The sequence below is a fragment of the Parvibaculum sp. genome (assembly GCF_035511255.1).
GTDB lineage: Bacteria > Pseudomonadota > Alphaproteobacteria > Parvibaculales > Parvibaculaceae > Parvibaculum.
In genome coordinates this window covers 1-3,578 of sequence record NZ_DATKFR010000481.1, presented here as the reverse complement: position 1 = coordinate 3,578, position 3,578 = coordinate 1, and the positions used below count along the sequence as shown (strand labels likewise).

Here is a 3,578-nt window from a genome sequence, read left to right as displayed (position 1 = left end):
TGGTGAAGGACCTGCGCACCGGAGTCGAAAGCCCGACGCCGTCCGACGTGCTCGACGGCGAGCTCGATGACTTCATGGCCGCGGCGCTGGCCGCCCGCGTCAAGGGCGGCACCGAGGCAGTCGACGATATCGACTGATTGGAACTTCGTAATTTGCAGAAAAAAGGCCGGCTGCGGAAATCGTAGCCGGCCTCGATCGTTCGCGCCTGCCGGGTATCAGGGCAGGCTGACGGTCAATTTTACGAAAGGCCCGTGATAGAGCAAATTGTCGTGCCGGTTACCGACATTCAGGTCACCGGTATAGGACGACTCATTCTGGGTGTCGCGCACCCGGCCGAGCCAGGACACCGAATATCCCGCCGCGATTTCGAGCGGATGGTTCGGCAGCTTGTAGGATATGCCGGCTTTCGCATCGGCCGTGTAGGCGACGTGATTGTCGGAATAAGTCGTCGAATCTCCCCAGGCACCGGTGCTGGTCGTCTTCTGCTTTCCATACAGAACGCTGCCAAGGGCCGAGCCGAAAATGCCAAACCCGGCATCTCCGATCGGCATGGCGTAATTCGCGCCGAACTGCGGCCCGATGCCACGATAACGGGACTCGCGATTTTCCGTGCTTTCCACCTCGCGAGGATCGCAGGACGCCTTCGCGCAGTAGATCACGGTGGAGGTGTTCTGCTGGTAGACGCCGTAGCGAAGACCGCCGATCAGCGTGAGGTTGCCCGACCCGAGCCCGACGTCATGGCCGATTGTGAGGTCGAACGTATCGGCCTTAATGTGGGTTTCGACGGTGATCTGATTGTAGCTCGTCGAAGACGGTCCAAGGATATTGTCTATCGGCCAGTCGATAGAGGGCGTTGTGTTGGATTCATTGTAGACACCCGTGTCGGCATCCTGCGAAGAGCGGAGGCCGGTATAGGAGAGATTGAGCTTCCAGCCGCCCTCGAACCGGCCTGCAATTCCGACGCTGCCGTTCCAGCCGTCGCCCGGATCGGTCCGGAAGGTGTAGCCGGAGTCGCCGTCGTCATAATTGTCGAATTGCGCATAGGGCAGCTTGCCGGAGCCGAAGGCATATCCACCTTCAACCGTCAGGTCGATGCCGAGAAATCCGTGGTTGTCGACAGTCGCCCAGTTGGTTTCCTTGCCGCCCGAGGCAAAAGCCGCGGAGCTTGCCGACACCAGTGCCGCCGTGGCAGCGCCGCACAGCAAGGCCCGCCGAAGAGAGTTATTCATTTGGCCCCCCATTTGTCAGATTCAAGTATTCGCAACGATCGTGTCCATTACATTTCTATTTGATGTATTTTTACGAAGGAAGTGATGCGAATGCCACAGCTCAACTAAATTAAAATCGGAGAATGCTGAAATGAATATTTTCTCTTGAGTGACCGCGTTTGAAACATGTGCACATCGTATACGGAGCGTTAGATGGGCGGTATCGTCTGGCTGGCGTCTTTTCCCAAGTCGGGAAACACCTGGGTCCGGCACTTTCTTCACTCGATTTTGCGAGGTGGCAGGGAGCCGCATGACATCAACAAGATGGACACGCTGACGGTCGGCGATGCGTCGGCCAACTGGTACTTGCCTCTCCTTGGCAAGCCGCTCGAACAATGCACGGACGCGGAGGTCGCGAGGGTCAGGCCGCAGGTTGCACGATCGATCGCCGCCAGGGCGGAGGGGCTCGTTTTCGTCAAGACGCACAATGCTCTCGTCACGCATCTGGGCGTGCCGATGATCGAGGGCGCGGTCACGGCCGGCATCGTCTATATCGTCCGCAATCCGCTCGACGTGGTGATCTCGCTCGCGAACTTCCAGTCGGCTTCCGTCGATACGGCTATCGACCAAATCATACGGAGAGGGTCGATAGGGCCGACCAACGAGCGCTTCGCCTATCAGTATTTCGGTTCTTGGGCGGAGCATGTCGAGAGCTGGACGCGCCGGCCGATGCGCCAGCTTCACGTCATGCGCTATGAAGACATGCTCGAAAAGCCGGCTGAGACATTCGGGACGCTTGCGCAATTTTTGCTGCTAAAACCGTCCGCATCCGAATTAAAGCGCGCAATCGACGCTTCCTCCTTCGAGCGGCTCCAAAAGGAAGAGGATGAGCGCGGCTTCATAGAGCGTCCGCAAACAGCGGAGCGGTTTTTCCGCGAAGGCCGCTCCGGGCAGTGGAAGGAGCTGCTCACGTCTGTCCAGATACGGCGGGTCATCGACGCCCTGCGGCCGCAAATGGAACGCTTTGGATATCTGCCCTGACGTGACGCGCGACTCCCCGACAGGAGTTCGGGCTATGTCCGAACCTATTTTTCGATGCCGACGGCGAATACCCATCCCGTCGATACAGACCTTTTAAAGATCACCAGCTTCTTCTTGCCCCTGAATTCATATTCGATTGCACCTTGAGGCTCGGTGAGCATGGTCTTCACGGCCGAGGCAAGCGAAGGGCTTCCCATTTCGGACGGGAACTCGAACATCAGCTTCGAATCCCGATGGAGCGCGGTCTGGCCTCTCTGGTCGAGCGCATAGAAGACGATTTCCCCAGGCAAGCGCAGCGTGTCTTGGACGATCGCCGACAAGGCTTCGTCGCTCACGGACATGCCGAGCGCGCCGATCACCCGCCCATCCTTTGTGAGCGGCGTCGCGACGATGGCCGATTTCTTACCCGTCGACTTGCTCACCACGAGCTCGCCATGGATGTCCTCGCCGCCCATCAGGCGAGGAAAATAAGTACGATCCTTGAGGTTCTGGTCTGTCAGCCCCTTTTCGACCGTGAAGTAGGCACCGTCCGGTCGGGCAAACCAGATTGCCGCTTGCGCCGGCATGCCGGTCGCCAGCTTCTCCAATGGAGGCCTCATGCGGTTCCAGTCGCCCGAAGTTGCATCTTCCGTCGCGGCCAAAGCCTTCAGGCTGGCCAGCGTGAAATTCAGTTGCTGTTCGATAAGTCCCTCGAGCCCATTCAGCCCAACACGGGCATCAATGGGGAAGGTTTGACTGGTATTCTCCGCTTGCGAGGCAGCGGGAAGAAGAAGAAGGGCGATCGCCATGAACATGAAGAAGAAGGAAAGTCTTTTCGTCATCGTGCGCTCCCTGGCAACACCGAGGCGGGATTTGCTTCGACGTCAGCGTAGGGAGCATGGAGGCTTCCGGCCTTGACCTTGCTCAAAAATAAACGCCGTGGGGTTTCCCGCCACGGCGTTTTGCAGGCTTGTCCGAGACGATGGCTCTTACTGCGCCGCGGGACGCTTCACCACGACGCCGCCGTCGCCGACCACCACCGGGCTCGATGCCGGATCTGCCGGACGCGGAGCGGCCGCGGGGGCCGCTACCGCGGGGCGGGGCGCGGCGACCGGTCCTGCGGTCGGGCGCGGCGCCGATGCGCGCGAGGACGAAGCCTGCCCGATCGGATCGTCCGAATGGCGGCAGTTGCCCTCGAAGAAGGCGCCAGTCTCAACGGCGAGCGCCTCGTGAAGGATGTCGCCTTCGACATGGCAGGTCGAGGCGAGCTGGACGCGGCGGCCGCGGATCGTACCGATGACGCGACCACGGATGACGATGTCCTCGGCGACGATTTCACCGTTGATGGAG

4 protein-coding genes and 1 pseudogene are annotated in these 3,578 nt (G+C 59.9%); 2 read left to right on the top strand and 3 right to left on the bottom strand.

The annotated features are described in order from the left end of the window. Window positions 1-137: pseudogene (prfB, locus tag VMR03_RS17935) on the top strand (peptide chain release factor 2); the annotation flags it as partial. A 78-nt stretch (window positions 138-215) separates the two neighbouring features. On the opposite strand, the gene VMR03_RS17930 reads toward prfB, so the two are convergent. Beyond that, on the bottom strand, window positions 216-1,229 hold the full coding sequence (locus tag VMR03_RS17930) for an Lpg1974 family pore-forming outer membrane protein (RefSeq protein ID WP_325407657.1): 1,014 nt from the start codon (window positions 1,227-1,229) through the stop codon (window positions 216-218). A 192-nt stretch (window positions 1,230-1,421) separates the two neighbouring features. Between VMR03_RS17930 and VMR03_RS17925 the strand changes: the two genes are divergently transcribed. Beyond that, on the top strand, window positions 1,422-2,249 hold the full coding sequence (locus VMR03_RS17925) for a sulfotransferase domain-containing protein (RefSeq protein WP_325407655.1): 828 nt from the start codon (window positions 1,422-1,424) through the stop codon (window positions 2,247-2,249). Between the two features lie 44 nt (window positions 2,250-2,293). Here the strand turns inward: VMR03_RS17925 and VMR03_RS17920 are convergent, their stop codons facing one another. Together VMR03_RS17920 and VMR03_RS17915 are read right to left on the bottom strand one after the other, a co-directional pair. Next, window positions 2,294-3,043 (bottom strand): hypothetical protein, encoded by a 750-nt coding sequence (locus VMR03_RS17920; protein ID WP_325407653.1) that lies wholly within the window; start codon window positions 3,041-3,043, stop codon window positions 2,294-2,296. Between the two features lie 174 nt (window positions 3,044-3,217). Further along, window positions 3,218-3,578 (bottom strand): polymer-forming cytoskeletal protein (locus VMR03_RS17915; protein WP_325407651.1); only part of this gene is annotated, 361 nt, incomplete at its 5' end.

What these genes read in the sequence shown, in the direction of transcription:
- VMR03_RS17930 (WP_325407657.1), bottom strand. Translation starts at nt 1,229, where the DNA reads ATGAATAACTCTCTTCGGCGGGCCTTGCTGTGCGGCGCTGCCACGGCG.
- VMR03_RS17925 (WP_325407655.1), top strand. Translation starts at nt 1,422, where the DNA reads ATGGGCGGTATCGTCTGGCTGGCGTCTTTTCCCAAGTCGGGAAACACC.
- VMR03_RS17920 (WP_325407653.1), bottom strand. Translation starts at nt 3,043, where the DNA reads ATGTTCATGGCGATCGCCCTTCTTCTTCTTCCCGCTGCCTCGCAAGCG.